Raw genomic sequence first — 14682 nt, forward strand, 5'->3', positions numbered from 1 at the left:
CACCGCCGCACGGCCCGCGCAGGCCGCGGCGCAGTGCACGGCGAACGCGAAGCCCAGCACGGTCAGCGGGAGCGGCCGCAGCGGTGTGAGGGCCGCAACTCCCGCCCAGCCCACGGCGATCCGCCCGCACAGGGCGGGCAGTTCGTCGAGCACACCGCGCTCGACGGCGGTGTCGTAGAGACGGGCGCGCCGGTTGAGCGCGAGCACGCCGAGGGCCAGCAGGACGATGACGAGGGGCTGTCCGAGCGCCCCGGGCACGACCAGCGCGGCCACCAGGGCGGCGGCGCCGTCGAAGAGGGCCAGCGGCAACCAGGAGGCCCGGCGCGGACGGTGGCCCCTGCGCCCGGCGGGCAGCCGCCGTCCGGCCACCGGACGGCGACGAGGGGCGAGGACGGAGACGGCGCGCTCTGCGGCCCGCGGCTGCTGCCCCGCAGGAGGGGGAACGGTACTTTCCGCAGTCATCTGGTGATGCACTTCCTGCTCTAGTTGGATACGGCGACCGGCGTGACGACGACGGCGAGCAATTCGCGGTACACGTCGATCACGGCGTCCGCCGCGTGTCGTGGATCGTGAGCGGCGAGCACGTGCTCGCGGCCCCGAGCGCCCAGCTCGGCGCGCAGCCGCTCGTCCCGCAACAGCGCCGTCAGCGCCCGGGCCAGCGCGCCGGGGTCCTCCGGCGGCACCAGACAGTGCGGCAGCTGCTCCGGCGCGAGGCTCTCCCGCGCGCCGTCCACATCGGTGACGACGACCGGCCGGGCGCAGGCCATGGCCTCCAGCGGGGCCAGGGCCATGCCCTCCCAGCGGGACGGCAGGACGACGACATCGGCGGACCGGTACCAGGGCGCGGCGTCGGCCGCGGCACCGGCGAACGTCACCGAACCGGGCGCGGCAGCGCGCAGCCGGCGTGCGTCCGGACCGTCGCCGACCAGCACCAGCCGCGCGCGCGGCACCCGCCGCACCACCTCGGGCCAGGCCTCGAGAAGCACGTCCTGGCCCTTCTGCCGGCACAGCCGCCCCACGCACACGACGAGCGGCCCGGCCCCGAACCCGGCGTCGTCGCCCTCCGGACAGAACCTGAGCGTGTCGACGCCGTTGGGGACCACACGCCACTCGGCGCCGATCCCGCACCGCTGCCCGGTCCGCCGCTCGGCCTCGCTCACGCACAGGACCCGCGACGCCCACCTCGCTCCCCACCGCTCCCAGCCCAGGGCGAGCCGGCCGACGACACCGCCGGCAGCCTCGAACGACCAGGCGTGCGGCTGGAAGACGGTGGGGATACGGCCGCGTACGGCGATCCGGGCCGCGAGTCCCGCCTTGGCGCTGTGCGCGTGCACGAGATGCGGCCGCGCCTCGGCCAGGATCCGCGTCAACTGCCGTACCTCACCGGGCAGCCGGGGCCCCGGCGAGCGGGTCGCGTCCCAGCAAAGGACCGTGCAGCCCAGGGCGCGCAGCGCGTCCGGCAGTGTGCCGCCCCGCGGGCAGGCCACGGTCACCCGGAGCCCCGCGGTGAGCTGAGCCGCCGCCAGGTCCGTCACGACCCGCGCGACCCCGCCCTCGACGGGCTGGGCCACATGCAGGACGTGCGGGACGCGTGGGGAATTACTCATGAGCGACGCTGCCCTTCCGAACAAAAGAGTCCGAGCCGGGGGCCAGGACGTGCGGCTCGAGTTCTTGCTATAAAATCCCGCACCCGTTCGAGAGCGTGAGGTTCGTAGTTAAATCGGCATCGCTGAAAACACGAGGTGAGCCACTCTAACCGCTCAGCCCTATTTATCTGCGGACCGGCCAACTGTGTCGGAATGGTGGCGTTTCCATGGGCTATTTGTCACCTTCGGCAACCCGTTTGGAGCAGTCACCTCCAGGGGTCCGTTCGTATGAGTTCCTCGAACTGCAGGCGGCAGGGTTTCCAGGGCGCCCGGCCCTCGTTAGGCCGGGGGAGAGAGGCTCACGAAAGAAAGGCACACGATGAAGACTCTGAAGGCTGCCGCCGTCGTAGCGGGCTCGCTCGCGATCGCCGGTGTCACCGTGCCCGCGAGCGCGCTGGACATGCCGGGCCAGGGCCTGGTGGACAGCGGTAAGTCGGTCGCGAGCGGCGTCCCCACGGCAGCCAAGGTGTCGACGAGCTACGTGGGCAACAACGTCGAGCAGATGGCTTCGCACGTGAAGGACGGCGTGCAGGGCAGCGTGAAGGGCGCGGGAGTGAAGACCCCGCTGGTCGGTGGCGCCCTGCCCCAGCCCGCTCTGCCGGGACCCGTCGACGGTCAGCTGCTCGGCGGCCTTCCGGTCGGCAAGTAGCAGCCGGGGCGGCGAATTCGCGCCCACAGGTTCGACGTCAAGGGCCGGCCCCGCACTGCGGGAGCCGGCCCTTCGGCATTTCCCGGGGGAGGGCCTTGGTGGTGCGCTGGGCCAAACGAAGGAATTCCGGTGACCATTCGTGGGACGGTGCCGTTGTTCCGGTTGGAAACAGCCCGGCGCCGACCGCTTTGCGGAGCGCCGGCGGGAATGCCGTAAGCAAAGGGCGCCTTTTCCTCCTTGTCGGCCGCCCTCGCCGATCGCCTCCCGTGCCGCGGGGCCTGTCAGCACCGGACACACCGGACGCCGACGGGCCCCGCGGTCTTTTGCCGAACTCGCCCTGAAGCGGCCGAAGTACACACCACTCGGCGACAAAAAGCCGATGGCGGCCCGCCGGAATTCCGGCGGACCGCCATCGGGCGAAGTACAGCTCAGAGGATCAGGCCACCGATGTACGGGGCGTTCTGCGACTGGTCGACCTTGTCCGTGTTGCACGCGGCGTAGTGCGAGTTCGGGGCCAGGATGACGCCCAGGACAGCACCGTTGGACCACGGGGCGATGCAGCGGCCGTCGACGACCGTGCCGTTGACGACGGCCAGACCCTGCTGAGGGGCGTTGACGACAACCGGGGACGACGAGAAGCCGCCACCGCCGTTCACGGTGGTGTTGTTGTCGTCGGCCGCGGCGGCGCCGCCGGCCGCGAGGACAATGCCCGCGGCGAGGGCGGAAATGGCCGTAACCTTGTTACGCATAAGATGCGCCTTTCGGTGGGGCGGTTGGGGATTTCCGTGCTCCGAATTGCTCGGAGCAGGTCAGAGGAGCAGACCGCCCTTGTAGGCGGCGTTCTGCGACTGGTCGATGTCCGCCGTGTTGCACGCGGCGTAGTGCGAGTTCGTGGCCAGGACGCCGCCGAGGACGGCTCCGTTGGACCACGGCGCGACGCAACGGAGGTCGGCGACCGTGCCGTTTACGACGACGGCACCCTGCTGGGGGGCGTTCACGACGACCGGCGACGACGAGAAGCCGTTGCCACCCTTGACGGTGGTGCAGTTGTCGGCCGCAGCGGTGCCTGCCGCCGCGAGGACGACGCCGGCGGCGAGGGCGGAAATGGCCGTAACCTTGTTACGCATGAGTTGCGCCTTTCAGGGCTGAATGTGGGTGATGCACCTGCTCCGATGACTTGCTCGGGACAGGATCAGAGGAGCAGGCCGCCCTTGTAGGCAGCGTTCTGCGTCTGGTCGATCTCGTCCGTGTTGCACGCCGCGTAGTGCGAGTTCGGGGCGAGAACGCCGGCGAGAACGGCTCCGTTGGACCACGGAGCGATGCAGCGGCCGTCGACGACCGTGCCGTTGACGACGAGGACACCCTGCTGGGGGGCGTTCACGACGACCGGGGACGACGAGAAACCGCCACCACCCTTGACTTCGGTGTTGTTGTCGTGGGCCGAGGCAACTCCGACGCTGCTGACCACAGCGCCGAGGGTGAGGGCAGTGATGACCGCGAACTTCCTGGGCAACTCAGTTCCTTCCTCAATTCACGGTTGCGCACGCTTGCATACCAGGAAACCTTGATATGCGGGCATAAGTCACGGGAAGAGCGGCTAAACAGGTCTGATTCCATCGGATGGCGCAATGTGATGCGTCCCTGAGGGCCTCACGGGGAATGCAGTCGGAATCCTCGCGGCCCAAATGAACGACAATCCGAAAGGCCAAGCACGGCGGCTGCCCGGAGAAATGCCGCGGTTCTTCGGGGCGGCATGGCCTGAACGGAACGGGCGCCGACGCGTCTCCGGCCCACCGGAGGACAGAAGGCCGGTGGGCCGGAGGGATGCTGCATGGGGCGCGGCGTTTTTCCTTTGCCGGTCCCGGTGCGGTGTCGGTCTTGGGCTCACGGCCGCGAGGGCGTCGTGAAGCCGTGAGGGCTTTCGCCGGTGCTGCCGACTCCTAAGGGGTGTGCCGCGTCACTTGCCGAGCAGGCTGCCGAGACCGGCTGCCGTCGGTGCCTGCAGCGGGTGTACCTGGACGGAGCCCCGGCCGGCCGGGTTGTTGACCGGAATCGTGGGCTTCTTGGCGGCGTTGGGGTCCATGCCGTCCAGGTAGACACCGGAGGCGCCGCCCGACGGCTTCTCGTCGAAGGCGCTCCCGTTGGCGATCTTGCCGTCACGGGCGATACGGGTGACGACGTCGGCGGCGGGAACCACCGCCGGAGTCACCTTCGTCGGGGACATCAGACCGAGCACACCGGCCGAGGGGGCCGGAGCCGCGGTGGCGGCGGAGGCCGCGACGGCGGAGCCGCCGACAAGGCCCGCACCGATGGCCAATGCAGCAGTGGTGAAAACTGCCTTCTTCATGATTCACCTCGGTTGAAAGTTACCTCTGATCCGACGGCTGGAGAACATAGCAGTCCATCCGCACTGCAAAAGCGACGCGTTACTCCATACGCATGAATTCAGCGGGAGCAGGCATAGGCGTGGGCGCGGTCACGGCAGCGGGATGCACATCTTCGGTGAATCGACTGATCGTATGGTTCACCCGGAATAGGCCGTACGGGTCATCGGGGCGCGGAATTCCCCGGAGTTACCGGCACTTCGGCCGAGGAGGCCGCCGGACGGCCCTACCCTCGCGGCCATGACCGCCGACAGCAGCAAGTTCCCGCCGATCGCGTCAAACCCCGCGGCCACCGGTACCACCTGGTCGGCCCTGGGCAAGTCCCTCGTCTGGGCGGAGGAGTTCGACGCCCCGATCGAGTGGGGCACCAAATGGGTCGGTGACCGGACGAGTGCCTATCGCTACGCCAACCACAACCCGGACGACAACAAGCTCGACTGGCTCGACCCGGGCTGTGTGACCGTCTCCGGCGGCGTGGCCACCTTCACTGCGACCCCGGCGGCCCACACCCTGGAAAACGGTCTCCAGGCCTGGCGCACCGGTCTGCTCACCACCGAGTACACCGACGAGGGCTTCCGGGTGCGGACCGGCGACTGCGCCGAGGTCCGGCTCAGACTGCCGTCCGGGAACGGCGCCTGGCCGGCGCTGTGGACCTGGAAGGACGGCGGCAACGAGGTCGACACCTTCGAGTACCACCCGGACAACCCGCACCTGCTGGAGCTGTGCAACCGCGTCAACGACGCCTGCACGTATTACACCGACGCCCACGCGGTCGCCCCGGGCCGGTGGGTGACCGTCGCCAGTCACTACGGCGAGCACAGCGTCGACTGGTACGTCGACGGCGAGCGGGTCTTCCGCGACGGCACGGGCGTGGGAGGCGACTGGTCGGCGTATCTGATCCTGAACCTGTCGCTGTGCGCGGGCGAGCACCATCCCGCGCCCAGCGCGCCGGGGCCGGTCACCTTCGCCGTCGGGCACCTTCGCGTCTACCGCTGAGCCATCCGCTCAGCACGCGTCCCCCTAAAGGAGCGCAGCGGTTGCAGGGGTGGACGGGCGAATTCACGGTGGGCTCAAGATCCGTCGCATCTCGAAAGGAACACCCATGCGTGGTCTGTCCGCACGGCGTATCGCGGCCACCGCCCTCAGCGCCACCCTTCTGGTCGGCATCACCGGTCCGGCCGCCGTCGCGGCCGACACGGCCCGGGATCACAGCCATGCCGCGTCCCGCGGCGCACCCGTGCCCGGCGCCGACGCGCTGCTGGCCCAGGTCAAGAGCCTCGGCGACCTCGGCAGCATCCTGACCCCGGTCTCCGCCCTGCTCAACGCGGTCCTCAAGGCGGACAACGGCCAACTCTCCGCCGACGAGGCGCAAAAGCTCGTCACCGCGGTGAAGGACGCCATCACCGCGATCACCGCACCCGCCGCGGCCACCCCCGGTGGTGTCGCCAAGCCGGTCCTGCCCGCCACCTCCACGGTGCTGCCCAAGCCGCACTCCGCGGCCAAGCAGGCCGCCCACGCCAAGACGCCCGCTCCCAAGGACCTCAAGGCCGACGCGCTCGCCGGGCTGCAGAAGGCGCTGGACACGCTGCTCGCGGCCGTCACCTCCGGGGACGCGAGCAAGGTCGTCCCCGCCGTCACCGGCGTGCTGACCGCGGTCGTCAACTTCCTCGCGGCGACGCTGCTCAACAGCGGCCTGCCCGCGCCCAACCTGCCGGGCCTGCCCGCCCTTCCGTCGCTGCCGCTGCCGGTGGGATGAGCCCCTGGTGAGCCCTCGGTGACGCCCTGACGGGCCGAAGTGGATTTCGTGCACTCCGCCGCCGGGCCGGTCCTCGTGACCGGTCCGGCGGCGGAGCTCTGTCCGGCCGCGTCACCGCGGGGATCTCATATGTCTTCCGGCCGCGGGGTTTCCGCCCCGGGCGGCGATCGTTGGGCGTGGCGTCAGCTGTCTTCGACGCGCTGCCCGCGACGGTGCCGGGCGCCGTGAAAGGAACGCCATGAAGTCCGTGAAGTCCGTGAACCCGGTGAACGAGGACGCGCGGTGACCTCCACCCCGAGCCAGACGCACCCCTTCGACATCGCCGAACTCGGCACGCTCGTACTGCTGCCCTGGAGCAGCGAGGCCCCCGACGGCGCCGACATGCCGTATCTGCTGGCCTACTCCCTCGGAGACGCCGAGGGCGGGCCGGAGATGACGTCCGCCGCCGTCGCGGGGCTGCTGGCGAGCCATGGGCTGATGGTCGGCGGGCAGCTCGTCGACGGCACCGCCGGGACCGGCCTGGCCATCACCCTGCACGTCGAGGACGGACAGGCCGTCGTCGGCATGCCGGAGCTGGGCGCCCGCTGCGCCGCTCCGCCGGCCTGGCTCACGGCGGTCGGCGAACGCGGCTACGCCTACCTGGTGTTCACCACCCGCCCCTGGCCCGAGGGTGGGCCCGGCCTGCCGATCGACCCCGCGACGCTGACGGCGTTCGTCGGTGCCGAGCAGACCCTGCGGGCCGCCGCGCACGTCATCCTGCCGGCCCAGGGTTCGCGCGGCTGAGCCGCGGGCAGGGCCGCGACGGTCCCGCTCCTCCGGCACGTGACGTCCGTCCGGGGTGCGCGGGCAGGGCCGTATGGCCGTATCGGTGTGACCGGACGGCCCGCGCTGTGGTTATCGCTGCGGACATCAGATCCGTCCGAGGGAGCGAACCATGGTGGTGGGAGCCGACGGGGCAGCGACGGGCGCGGAGCCGGGGGCCGAGGACCGGGCCGGAAGCGGGCCGGAGCGGCGGCCACCGTGGGTGATAAGGCGCGGGCTGCTCGCCTCCGCCGCGGCCCTGACACTCGCCCCCCTGGTCGGCGCCTCGCGCGCCTCCGGATCGGCGGACGCGTCCGAGGGCTCCGCCGAGACGCGGGAGCCTGCCTTCGACGAGGTCTACCGCGGCCGTCACATCCAGGGCAGGCCGCTCGCCGCTAGCGCCGGCGGCCCCGAGGACCGCGCGTGGCAGGTCACCGTGGACGGCCACCCGTTGCACCTGATGCGCCGGGCCGACGGCACCTGGCTGACCATGGTCGACCACTACAGCTCGTACCGGACCTCGCTCGCGGCGACCCGGGCGGCGGTCGACGAACTCGGCCCCGGACAGCGGCTGCGCGATCTGGCCCCGGGGCCGATGGGCGAGAGGTACGGGGACATGGGGGATCACCATGGCGTACGTGCGTAAGAACGTCACCAAGCTGACGCGCGAGGAGAAGCGGCGGTTCGTCAACGCGCTGCTGGAGCTCAAGTGGCGTGGTGAGTACGAGGAGTTCGTACGGCTGCACGTCGCCTACTACACCGCCGACGGCGAGACCGGTCTGCGCGCGGCCCACATGGGGCCCTCCTTCCTGCCCTGGCACCGGCGCTTCCTGCTGGACCTGGAGCAGGCGCTGCAGCGGATCGATCCGTCGGTGACGGTGCCGTACTGGGACTGGACGCGTGACCGCTCGGCGAAGTCCGCGCCCTGGACCGACGATCTGCTCGGCGGCAACGGGCGCCCCGGGGACCGCCAGGTCGTCAGCGGTCCGTTCGCCTACGCGCAGGGCCACTGGCCGATCCGGGAGGGCGTCACCGACGGCGTGTACCTCACCCGGGACCTGGGACGCGCTCACGCCCCCATGGCGCTGCCCACGAAGAAGGAACTGGAGTCGGCGCTCGCCGAGAAGGTCTACGACACCTCGCCCTGGGACTCCACCTGCACCCGGGGCTTCCGCAACAAGCTGGAGGGGTGGGGGACCGGCAGGGACGACGTCGCCTGGCGCAACCACAACCGCGTCCACCGCTGGGTCGGCGGCGTCATGCTCGGCGGCGCCTCCGTCAACGACCCCGCCTTCTGGCTGCACCACGCCTTCGTCGACCTGCAGTGGACCCGCTGGCAGCAGCGGCACAAGAACGCCGCGCGCTATCTGCCGGCCGATCCGCCCGGCCGCGACGACGAGCAGCACGGGCGCATCCTCGCCCGGCACGAGCACATGCCGCCGTGGGACGTGACGCCGGACGAGATGGAGGACGTGAGCGCGATCTACCGGTACGCCTGACGGTCGGTACATCCGGTGAATCCGGGACGTCCGACCGGCCGGTGCGTGCTCAGCCCAGGCGCCGTACGGGCGTTCCGTCGAGGAACGCCCGGATGTCCTCCACCGCCTCGCGGTAGTACGTCTCGTAGTTCGCCCGCGAGACATAGCCGAGGTGGGGTGTGGCGAGCAGCCGCGGAGCCGTGCGCATCGGGTGGTCGGCGGGCAGCGGCTCGATGTCGAAGACGTCTACGGCCGCTCCGGCGATCCGGCCCTCGTGCAGGGCCGCGAGCAGGGCGTCCTGGTCGACGATCGCGGCGCGCGAGGTGTTGATCAGGTGGGCGGTGGGCTTGAGGAGCGCGAGTTCGGCGGGGCCGAGCAGGCCGCGGGTGCGGTCGCCGAGGACCAGATGGACCGAGACGAAGTCGCTGCTCGACAGCAACTCCGCCAGGGAGGGGGCGAGTTCGACGCCCACCTCGTCGGCGTACTCCTTGGTGAGGTGCCGGCTCCAGGCGCTGACGTGCATGCCGAAGGCGAGGCCCACCTGTGCGACCCGGCTGCCGATCTTGCCGAGGCCGAGCAGTCCGAGCCGGCGGCCGTGCAGATCGGCGCCCACCGTCTGCTGCCAGGGTCCGCCGGAGCGAAGGGAGTTGTTCTCCTCGACGATGCCGCGGGCCAGGCCCAGCAGCAGGGCCCAGGTCAGTTCGACGGGTGGGGTCGAGGTGCTCGCCGTGCCGCACACGGTGACGCCGTGCGCCTCGGCGGCGGCGTAGTCGATGACGCTGTTGCGCATCCCGGAGGCGACGAGCAGCTTCAGCCGGGGCAGGCGGGCGAGCAGGGAGGCGGGGAAGGCGACGCGTTCGCGCAGGGTGACGACGATGTCGAAGTCGGCCAGGGCCGCGGCGAGTTCGTCCTCGGTGCCGAAGTGTTCGGCGAAGGTGACGGTCTCCACCCGGTCGGCCACCGGCGACCAGTCGGCCAGCTCGGTCGCCACCTGCTGGAAGTCGTCGAGCACGGCGCAGCGCAGCACGGGGGATCCCTTCGTCGGTGTGTCCGGCCAGGTCGGCAATGATCCCGCATGGCCCGGGTCGGGGGCGCGCTCAGTGGGCGAGTTGCTGGGCCCTGGCCCGGGCGTGGGCGGCGTAGCGGACGGTGAAGACCATCGGGACGACGAAGCCGGCGATCTGGATGAGGAGCGCTGTGGTCGAGTGGCCGTGGCCGGCGTGGGCCTCTGCGGCGAGCAGGGCCGCGGTGACGGCGAAGGCCGCGGTCCATACGGCGGTGATGACGACGTTGACGCGGATGAACGGCTTGAGCCCCCACACCTCCGGCGGGGTGCTGCGCTTGGCGATGCCCAGGGTGAACGGCCTGCGCACGGCCAGCGAGAGACCGGCGACGGCCGCGAGGGTTGCCGAGGACACCGCCGCCGAGTAGTCGTGCAGGCCCGAGTGCGGGTCGGCGAAGGCGACGACCGACAGAACGGCGAAGAAGGCCGCCGAACCCAGCTCGATGATCAGGGCGTCGAGTCCGGTGCCCGCCCTCACCTGCTGAGCGATCACGGCCAAGGAGACCACGAGGGCGGCGAGCGCACCCCACTGCCAGCTGCCCGAGGGCACGACGGCGAAGACGATCCAGGGGAGGAACGTGCGCAGGTAGGACATGGGGACTCCGTCCGGGTTCCGGGGGCTACGGGCCTTCGGGTTTCAGTTGCGACATGTCGAAACTAGAAGGTGGGCGAGTGACATGTCAAGAGTGGAAGGTCGTACGCTGACATGTCGATACTGGAAGGTCGGAGGTAGGGTGGATGCATGAGCCTTCGACATGCCCTGCTCGGACTGCTCTCCGAGCGCACCGCCAGCGGGTACGACCTGCTGAAACTGTTCGACACGTCGCTGGCCAACGTCTGGCCGGCCACGCAGAGCCAGATCTACACCGAGCTGACCAAGCTCGCGGGCTCCGGACTGATCACGGTCGCGGCGGAGGGGCCGCGCGGCCGCAAGGAGTACGCCATCACCGACGAGGGCATGGCGGAGCTGCGGCACTGGCTGACCGAGACCAAGCCGCAGCGGACCATCCGCAGCGACATCCTGCTGCGCGTCTTCTTCCTCGGCGTGCTCACGCCCGAGCAGGCGCGGGACTACCTGAACGAGTTGACCCGGATCTCCGAGGAGGGCGCCGAGAACCTGCGGCAGCTGTCGGAGTCCGTGGACTGGGGCGACGACAATCTCTCCGTCCACGGCCGGATCGCGCTGGAGTACGGGCTGCGCTTCAACACCATGCGCCGGGAGTGGGCCGAGTGGGCGGCCGCGCAGATCAAGTGAGCTGTCCGGGAGGCCCGTGACGGGGGCTCGGAAGGGGCTCAGAAGGGCACCTAGACTGAACCGGCGCGCTCGGCGCGCTGATCAGGGCGGGACGGGAGAAGGACTGTGGCGGCGGACAGCGGTGGCTACGAGGACCCCTCCGCCGAGGTGCTCGCGGAGGCGGCCGGCGCCTTCGGGCTGCTGGCGTCCTCGGCCCGGCTGCACATCGTGTGGGCGCTGGCGCAGGGCGAGAGCGACGTCACCCGGCTCGCGGACCGGGTCGGCGGGGCGCTCCCCGCGGTCAGCCAGCATCTGGCGAAGCTGAAGCTCGCCGGTCTGGTGCGTTCCCGCAGGGAGGGGCGGCGGCAGATCTACTTCGTCGACGACCCCGACGTCGTGACCGTGGTCAGGGTGATGGTGGGCCAGCTGGCGGCGCGTTCCGAGGGCGCGTCCGCCGCCGGACGCCATCTCCACCGGGCCGGTGGCTGACAGCAGCGCGGCCCCGGAGGAGGACCCCGGGGCACTCGAACCCGGGGAAGGACCGGCCGCGGTCGCCGGCTCCGGGCCCCGGGAGGCGACCGTGCTGCAGACCCTGCGGCACCTGGACAGCGGTCCCCGTGGCCTGACGGAGGCGCAGGCCGCCGAGCGGCAGGCCCGCCTCGGACCCCACACCCTGCCGTCGCAGCGGGAGACCTCCTGGCCCACGGCGCTGCTGCGCGGTCTGCGCGACCCGTTCACCGCCGTACTGCTCTGTCTCGGCCTGGTCTCCGCGACCGTCGCCTCCTGGGGCACCGCCTGCGTGATCCTCCTGCTGGTCGCGGTCAGCTGCGGGCTGCGCGCCTCCGGGGAGTACCGGGCCGACCGCTCCATGGCCGCACTGCGGGGGCTGGTCGCCACCACGGCCACCGTGCTGCGCAGGGATACGGAGCAACTGCCGCCGCACGTACGGGAGATCCCCGTGGACGAGCTGGTGCCCGGCGACGTGATCCGCCTCGGCCCGGGGGATCTGGTCCCCGCCGACGTACGACTGCTGCGTGCGCAGGGGCTGACGGTTCATCAGGCCGCGCTCACGGGCGAGTCGGCGCCGGTGAGCAAGGATGCGGACGACCTGGCGGGGGAGGGGGCGAGGACGGGAGCGGGAGACGGCGGCGGGGAGGCGGGGTCCGTCGGTCGTGCCGGGCCGGGGGCGGGGCTCGGGGAGTTCGACCGGCCTCAGCTCTGCTTCCAGGGGAGCAGCGTCGCGTCCGGGAGCGCCACCGCGGTCGTCGTGGCGACCGGTGCGCGCACCAGGTTCGCCGCCGATCACGGCCGTACCCGCGCACGGCGGGAGGCCAGTGCCTTCGACCGGTCCGTGCACGGCATCTCCTGGATCCTCATCCGGTTCATGCTGCTGACCCCGCCGCTGGTCCTCGTGGCGGGCGCCGCACTGCGCGGCCGCGGGCAGGAGACGTTGCCGTTCGCCGTCGCGGTGGCGGTCGGGCTGACGCCGGAGATGCTGCCGGTCATCGTCACCCTGTGCCTCGCGCGAGGTGCCGCGCTGCTGGCCCGTGGCCACGGGGTGATCGTCACACGGCTGCCCGCGCTGCACGACCTCGGCGCCGTCGACGTGCTGTGCCTCGACAAGACCGGCACGCTCACCCAGGACCGGCCGGTCCTGCACCGCGCCCTCGGCGCCGACGGGCGGGACGACCCCGAGGTGCTGCGCTGGGCCGCGGTGAACGCCTGGTGGACCCTGCAACTGGCGGACCTGCCCGCTCCGGACGCCCTCGACGACGCGGTGCTGGAGGCGGCCGACGAGGACGACGTCATGGCGTACGACGGTGTGGCCGCGCTGCCGTTCGATCCGCTGCGGCGGCTGGCGACCGCAGTCGTCCGCAGGCCGGGCCGGCAGGGCCTGCACACCGTGGTCGTCAAGGGGGCCGCCGAGGCCGTACTGGAACGCTGTCTCCTGGCGGACGAGGAGCGCGCGCAGCTGCTCGCGCTGGCGGCGCGGCAGGCGGACGAAGGGCTGCGGGTGCTGGCCGTCGCGGTCGCCGACCGGCCGGTACGCCTCCGTCACCGCGGCTGCACGCCCGCCGACGAACGGGCCCTGGACTTCCGGGGTTTCGTCACGTTCCGGGACGCGCTCGCCCCCACCGCCGCCGAGGCGCTGCGGGTCCTCGCCGACCGGGGCGTCGCCGTCAGGATCCTCACCGGCGACCACCCGGGCACCGCCGTGCGCACCTGCCGCGACCTGGGGATCGCGGTGCCCGACGGCGCGGTCCTCACCGGTGGGCGCATCGGCGGCCTCACCGACGCCGAACTCGCCGACGCCGCCGCCCGCACCGTCGTCTTCGCCCGCTGCACCGCCGAGGACAAGGCTCGCGTGGCCGGTGCCCTGCGCGCGGGCGGGCACACCGTCGGCCACCTCGGCGACGGGGTCAACGACCTGCCGGCCCTGCGCGCCGCCGACGTCGGCATCGCGCCCCGGGACGCCGTGGACGTCGTACGCGAGAGCGCGGACGTGGTCCTCGCCGAGAAGGACCTCACGGCGATCGACCACGGCATCGCGGCGGGACGGTACGCGGGCGGCAACATCGCCACGTATCTGCGCATCACCCTCTCCTCCAACCTCGGCAACGTCGTCGCGATGCTCGCGGCGGGTCTGCTGCTGCCGTTCCTGCCGATGCTCCCGGTCCAGGTGCTGGTGCAGAACCTGTGCTTCGACGGCGCCCAACTCGCCTTCGCCCACGACCGGCCGCACCCCTCGGTGCTGCGCGGGCCGACCGTGCTGCGCCCGCGCGACCTGCTGCGCTTCATCACGGGCTTCGGCGTCCTCAACGCGGTGGCCGACCTGGCGACGTTCGGCGTACTGGGGCTCGCCCTGAGCGGATTCGAGGGGCTGGCCGACGCCTCGGCGTTCCACTCCGGCTGGTTCACCGAGAACCTGCTCACCCAGGCCCTGGTGATGGTGCTGCTGCGCGCCGGGCGCCGCGCGGCCGGGGGCGGGCCGGGGCCCATCGGCTGGGCGGCGGGCGCGCTGGCCGCCGCAGGACTGCTGCTGCCCGTGTCCCCGCTGGGCTCACTACTGGGACTGTCCCCACTGCCGCTCCTCTACTACCTGCTGCTGGCCGCCGTGCTTGCGCTGTACGCGGTGGGGTTGGTGGGGGTCAGGGGGTGGCGGGTGGAGCGGGGGGCTTGAGGGAGGGGGGACTGTTGGCGGGCGGGTGGAGCGGGGGCTCGGAGCAGGCGGGTCGAGCCGGAGGGCTTGAGGCCGGCGGGCCTGGGGAGGGAGCGTGCCGTGACGGCGTTGTCGCAGCGTGTGCGTGTGGTGTGGACCATCTGGCGGGCTCAGGAACACTTGCTATATTGCGCAATCATCCAATCCGTGGGGTGCCCCCCGACGTACGGGGCGGTGTCCTGCTCCCGGCCGTCGCGCCGGCGGTTGGCGTCGGCCACAGCGTAGGGAGTGGGAGTTGAGCGACCCCTGGGGTGAGACCCGTGGCCGTTCGGCCACACGTGATCGCTCGGCGGCACGCGATCGCCCGGCCGGGCACGGCCGTTCGGCCGGACACGGGGCCGGACACGGCCGTACGACCCAAGTACCGCAGCAGCGCGACACGGACGAGAGGGCGACGCGCGCCACGCACGGGAGCCGGGCGGCCGCCCGGCAGGCGGCGGCGCACGGCCGG

The 14682-nt window shown here is 71.8% G+C and carries 16 protein-coding genes and 2 pseudogenes; 10 read left to right on the forward strand and 8 right to left on the reverse strand.

The genetic code is table 11. The features are described from left to right. Both JYK17_RS38745 and JYK17_RS38750 read right to left on the reverse strand, forming a co-directional pair. A pseudogene (locus tag JYK17_RS38745) lies at positions 1–462 on the reverse strand (transferase); the annotation flags it as partial. 20 nt (positions 463–482) lie between these two features. After that, positions 483–1607, reverse strand: coding sequence for a glycosyltransferase (locus tag JYK17_RS38750; RefSeq protein WP_222812239.1), 1125 nt, complete (start codon positions 1605–1607; stop codon positions 483–485). Between the two features lie 358 nt (positions 1608–1965). Between JYK17_RS38750 and JYK17_RS38755 the strand changes: the two genes are divergently transcribed. Then, on the forward strand, positions 1966–2295 hold the full coding sequence (locus JYK17_RS38755) for a hypothetical protein (RefSeq protein WP_108014768.1): 330 nt from the start codon (positions 1966–1968) through the stop codon (positions 2293–2295). A 428-nt stretch (positions 2296–2723) separates the two neighbouring features. On the opposite strand, the gene JYK17_RS38760 is transcribed toward JYK17_RS38755, so the two are convergent. The 4 genes from JYK17_RS38760 to JYK17_RS38775 all read right to left on the reverse strand — a co-directional run bounded on the left by JYK17_RS38760 (position 2724) and on the right by JYK17_RS38775 (position 4642). Next, positions 2724–3044, reverse strand: a complete 321-nt coding sequence (locus JYK17_RS38760; protein WP_108014767.1) for a hypothetical protein — start codon at positions 3042–3044, stop codon at positions 2724–2726. A 60-nt stretch (positions 3045–3104) separates the two neighbouring features. Continuing rightward, positions 3105–3422 (reverse strand): hypothetical protein, encoded by a 318-nt coding sequence (locus JYK17_RS38765; protein ID WP_108014766.1) that lies wholly within the window; start codon positions 3420–3422, stop codon positions 3105–3107. Between the two features lie 65 nt (positions 3423–3487). Then, positions 3488–3808 carry a hypothetical protein gene (locus JYK17_RS38770; RefSeq protein WP_108014765.1) on the reverse strand — a complete coding sequence of 107 codons (321 nt, stop codon included), beginning with the start codon at positions 3806–3808 and terminating at the stop codon, positions 3488–3490. A gap of 444 nt (positions 3809–4252) precedes the next feature. Then, on the reverse strand, positions 4253–4642 hold the full coding sequence (locus JYK17_RS38775; RefSeq protein ID WP_234547839.1) for a hypothetical protein: 390 nt from the start codon (positions 4640–4642) through the stop codon (positions 4253–4255). 277 nt (positions 4643–4919) lie between these two features. Here JYK17_RS38775 and JYK17_RS38780 point away from each other — a divergent pair, with 277 nt between their 5' ends. The 5 genes from JYK17_RS38780 (at position 4920) to JYK17_RS38800 (ending at position 8735) form a co-directional block, all read left to right on the forward strand. After that, a complete protein-coding gene (locus JYK17_RS38780; protein WP_128802865.1) occupies positions 4920–5675 on the forward strand; it encodes a glycoside hydrolase family 16 protein in 756 nt (251 codons plus the stop codon). A gap of 106 nt (positions 5676–5781) precedes the next feature. Then, positions 5782–6435, forward strand: a complete 654-nt coding sequence (locus JYK17_RS38785) for a hypothetical protein (RefSeq protein ID WP_108014763.1) — start codon at positions 5782–5784, stop codon at positions 6433–6435. A gap of 282 nt (positions 6436–6717) precedes the next feature. Beyond that, the gene (locus JYK17_RS38790) at positions 6718–7218 is read left to right on the forward strand and encodes a DUF5949 family protein (RefSeq protein ID WP_108014762.1); all 501 of its coding nucleotides are present in this window, start codon (positions 6718–6720) and stop codon (positions 7216–7218) included. 151 nt (positions 7219–7369) lie between these two features. Beyond that, entirely contained in the window at positions 7370–7882 is a 513-nt protein-coding gene (locus JYK17_RS38795; RefSeq protein WP_222812240.1) for a tyrosinase family oxidase copper chaperone, read from the forward strand. After that, positions 7866–8735 carry a tyrosinase family protein gene (locus JYK17_RS38800; RefSeq protein ID WP_222812241.1) on the forward strand — a complete coding sequence of 290 codons (870 nt, stop codon included), beginning with the start codon at positions 7866–7868 and terminating at the stop codon, positions 8733–8735. The genes JYK17_RS38795 and JYK17_RS38800 overlap by 17 nt, the downstream gene beginning before the upstream one ends. A gap of 49 nt (positions 8736–8784) precedes the next feature. Here JYK17_RS38800 and JYK17_RS38805 read toward each other — a convergent pair whose 3' ends face one another. Further along, on the reverse strand, positions 8785–9738 hold the full coding sequence (locus tag JYK17_RS38805) for a D-2-hydroxyacid dehydrogenase family protein (protein WP_164932391.1): 954 nt from the start codon (positions 9736–9738) through the stop codon (positions 8785–8787). Between the two features lie 73 nt (positions 9739–9811). Continuing rightward, entirely contained in the window at positions 9812–10372 is a 561-nt protein-coding gene (locus JYK17_RS38810; RefSeq protein ID WP_108014758.1) for a hypothetical protein, read from the reverse strand. A gap of 147 nt (positions 10373–10519) precedes the next feature. On the opposite strand from JYK17_RS38810, the gene JYK17_RS38815 reads away from it, so the two are divergent. The 4 genes and pseudogenes from JYK17_RS38815 to JYK17_RS38830 form a co-directional block, all read left to right on the forward strand. Further along, the gene (locus tag JYK17_RS38815; protein ID WP_108014757.1) at positions 10520–11032 is read left to right on the forward strand and encodes a PadR family transcriptional regulator; all 513 of its coding nucleotides are present in this window, start codon (positions 10520–10522) and stop codon (positions 11030–11032) included. A 105-nt stretch (positions 11033–11137) separates the two neighbouring features. After that, a complete protein-coding gene (locus JYK17_RS38820) occupies positions 11138–11500 on the forward strand; it encodes an ArsR/SmtB family transcription factor (RefSeq protein ID WP_128802869.1) in 363 nt (120 codons plus the stop codon). Continuing rightward, the gene (gene mgtA / locus JYK17_RS38825) at positions 11493–14192 is read left to right on the forward strand and encodes a magnesium-translocating P-type ATPase (RefSeq protein ID WP_222812242.1); all 2700 of its coding nucleotides are present in this window, start codon (positions 11493–11495) and stop codon (positions 14190–14192) included. The genes JYK17_RS38820 and mgtA overlap by 8 nt, the downstream gene beginning before the upstream one ends. 274 nt (positions 14193–14466) lie before the next feature. Next, positions 14467–14682: pseudogene (locus tag JYK17_RS38830) on the forward strand (LCP family protein); the annotation flags it as partial.

It is taken from the genome of Streptomyces plumbidurans, assembly GCF_019857225.1.
In the GTDB taxonomy this organism is placed as follows: Bacteria; Actinomycetota; Actinomycetes; order Streptomycetales; family Streptomycetaceae; genus Streptomyces; species Streptomyces plumbidurans.

Bases quoted from the DNA above. Each gene is read 5' to 3' on its own strand.
- JYK17_RS38750 (WP_222812239.1), bottom strand. From the start codon at position 1,607: ATGAGTAATTCCCCACGCGTCCCGCACGTCCTGCATGTGGCCCAGCCC.
- JYK17_RS38755 (WP_108014768.1), top strand. From the start codon at position 1,966: ATGAAGACTCTGAAGGCTGCCGCCGTCGTAGCGGGCTCGCTCGCGATC.
- JYK17_RS38760 (WP_108014767.1), bottom strand. From the start codon at position 3,044: ATGCGTAACAAGGTTACGGCCATTTCCGCCCTCGCCGCGGGCATTGTC.
- JYK17_RS38765 (WP_108014766.1), bottom strand. From the start codon at position 3,422: ATGCGTAACAAGGTTACGGCCATTTCCGCCCTCGCCGCCGGCGTCGTC.
- JYK17_RS38775 (WP_234547839.1), bottom strand. From the start codon at position 4,642: ATGAAGAAGGCAGTTTTCACCACTGCTGCATTGGCCATCGGTGCGGGC.
- JYK17_RS38780 (WP_128802865.1), top strand. From the start codon at position 4,920: ATGACCGCCGACAGCAGCAAGTTCCCGCCGATCGCGTCAAACCCCGCG.
- JYK17_RS38785 (WP_108014763.1), top strand. From the start codon at position 5,782: ATGCGTGGTCTGTCCGCACGGCGTATCGCGGCCACCGCCCTCAGCGCC.
- JYK17_RS38795 (WP_222812240.1), top strand. From the start codon at position 7,370: ATGGTGGTGGGAGCCGACGGGGCAGCGACGGGCGCGGAGCCGGGGGCC.
- JYK17_RS38800 (WP_222812241.1), top strand. From the start codon at position 7,866: ATGGCGTACGTGCGTAAGAACGTCACCAAGCTGACGCGCGAGGAGAAG.
- JYK17_RS38810 (WP_108014758.1), bottom strand. From the start codon at position 10,372: ATGTCCTACCTGCGCACGTTCCTCCCCTGGATCGTCTTCGCCGTCGTG.
- JYK17_RS38815 (WP_108014757.1), top strand. From the start codon at position 10,520: ATGAGCCTTCGACATGCCCTGCTCGGACTGCTCTCCGAGCGCACCGCC.